The following is a 2,191-nucleotide window of genomic DNA, read 5'->3' as shown; positions in this document are numbered from 1 at the left end:
TTCCGGGCCTGCCTGGGCGGTGACCTGTCCGTCCCGGTGGAGCACTGCGGCGACTGGACGCTGCGCGACCTGGCGGAGCACCTGGGCAGGGGCAACCTGTGGGCGGCGACGGCCGTGACCGAGGGACACGGCCACGGCGGGTACGCGGCGGTGCCGGAGGAACCGGAGGCGGTGCGGTGGTTCCAGGTGACCTCCGCGACGCTGCTGGACGCCCTGGACACCGATCCGTCCGCCCCCGCCTGGACGTTCCACCCCCCCGAACACGGTGGGCTTCTGGCAGCGGTGCCGCTGTCTGGAGACGGTGGTGCACCGCTGGGACGCCGAGCACACCTGGGGACGGTCCGCCCGATCGACGCGGAACTGGCCGGCGACGGGGTGGCCGAGGTCTTCGAGGTGCCGGCCCCGCGCATGGTCGCGCGGGGCCGCACCGCTCCGCCCGGCCACGCCCTGCGCCTGACGGCCACGGACACCGGGGCGTCGTGGACGTACGGCCCGGGCGTCCCGGTCGCCGCGGTCTCCGCCACCGCGGAGAACCTCCTGCTGATGCTGTGGCGCCGTCTCCCCGCCGACGGGGAGGCGCTCGCGTGGGAGGGCGACCGGGCCGCCGGGCAGCGCGTACTGGACGGGCCCCTGGTGCCCTGAGCGTGGTGCCCTGAGCGCCGCCGGGCGCCGGGGCGGCCGGACACCACCGGCACCCGGTACCGGAACCCGACGGCGGAACGCGCCTAGCGGAACAGCCGGTCAGGGACGGAGTCGGCCAGCAGCCGGTAGCCCGCCGGGTTCAGGTGCAGGTGGTCGCCGGTGTCGATCGACGGCCTGAGCCGCCGGGGGTTCTCCGGGTCGCGCGCCGCCCGGTCGAAGTCGATCACGCCGTCGAACCGGCCGCTGGTGCGGATCCACCGGTTGACCGCCTGCCGGGCCGCCTCGCGGTGCCCCGCCGCGTCGTCGTACATCTCGTTGCCCCCGAAGGGGAGCAGCGTCGCGCCGTACACCGTGATGCCCTGCGCGTGGGCCCGGGTGACGATCTGCTCGTAGGCCGCCACCAGATCGGCCGCGACCTGCTTCTGGGCGGCCTCCGTCGCCTCGGCGGTGCCGATGTCGTTGATCCCCTCGAAGACGATCAGCCAGGTGACGCCGCTCTGCGCCAGCACGTCGCGGTCCAGCCGCGCCAGGACGTTGGGGCCCAGGCCGTCGTTCAGCACCCGGTTGCCGCCGGCCGCCTGGTTCAGGACGGCGATGCCGGAGGTGCCCGGGCGGGACCGGAGCCGGTCCGACCACTGGTCCGGCCAGCGGTCGTTGCCGTTGGTGGTGGAGCCCCGGCCGTCGGTCAGCGAGTCGCCCAGGACGGCGACCGCCCTGGTGGGCCGCTTGGACCACACCTCGACGCCGCTCAGGAAGTACCAGTGGTCCACCGGGGTCGCCCCCGGCAGGTCCTGCTCCGCGACGTGATTGCCGCGCAGCAGGTGGGAGGTGGTCCTGGAGCCGGGGTGCGAGGTGATGTCGTTCGAGGCCTGCCCCTCGGCCAGGTAGACGGTCACGGTGAGGTCGGACCGGGGCGCCACGTCGAAGTCCAGCGGATCGGAGACCATCTGCGCCCCGACCGGGATCACCGTCGAGGGCCTGCCGTTGAAGGTCACCGGCCGGGAGGTCCCCGGCTCCACCGCGCGGGCGCCGGCACGCCCGTCGAGCGGGAGCGCCACGGAGACGGCGGTGATGGGCAGCGCCGCACCCCCGAAGGCGTTGGAGAAGCGCAGCCGCATCCTGTCCCCGCCGACCGAGACGCGGACGGTCTGCCGCAGCGTGGTGTCGTCCAGGACCAGGCCGTCCTGGGTGAAGGGGGCGGGCGGCATGTTGTGCGGCTCGGTGAGCTGCGGCATCGACGTCCAGGTGTGCACCCAGTGCGCGCTCCGCCCGGCCGCCGGTGCCGGGGCGCCGGCCGGGCCGGACTCGCCGCGGTCCGCCGCCGGGTCCAGGGCGCCGGTCACGGCGGACGCCGTGAGGACGGTCGCGGCGAGGGCCGCCGCGGCGACCAGGCCGGCTAAGGGCGATCTTCTTCTCATGGGACGCGGGCCTTTCGGGGGGTCGGTTGTCGTCTCGTGCCGCGTGACGCTAACCGGTCGGGGCGGAGGAACAGAACCCCGCCGTGCGCACGGAACGCGCGGCGGGGTGTCCGGGCGGTCCCAGGGACCGA

At 75.2% G+C, this 2,191-nt stretch carries 2 protein-coding genes; one reads left to right on the top strand and one right to left on the bottom strand.

The features are described from left to right. Nucleotides 1-642 (top strand): maleylpyruvate isomerase N-terminal domain-containing protein (locus VE546_RS08600; RefSeq protein ID WP_324920306.1); only part of this gene is annotated, 642 nt, incomplete at its 5' end. An 83-nt stretch (nucleotides 643-725) separates the two neighbouring features. On the opposite strand, the gene VE546_RS08595 is transcribed toward VE546_RS08600, so the two are convergent. Next, nucleotides 726-2,060, bottom strand: a complete 1,335-nt coding sequence (locus VE546_RS08595; RefSeq protein ID WP_324920304.1) for an SGNH/GDSL hydrolase family protein — start codon at nucleotides 2,058-2,060, stop codon at nucleotides 726-728. Nucleotides 2,061-2,191: the final 131 nt, after the last annotated feature.

It is taken from the genome of Streptomyces sp. (genome assembly GCF_035644915.1).
Taxonomy (GTDB): domain Bacteria; phylum Actinomycetota; class Actinomycetes; order Streptomycetales; family Streptomycetaceae; genus Streptomyces.
This window is presented reverse-complemented; position numbering and strand designations above follow the sequence as displayed.

Coding starts and splice junctions, on each gene's coding strand:
- VE546_RS08595 (WP_324920304.1), bottom strand. CDS start 2,060: ATGAGAAGAAGATCGCCCTTAGCCGGCCTGGTCGCCGCGGCGGCCCTC.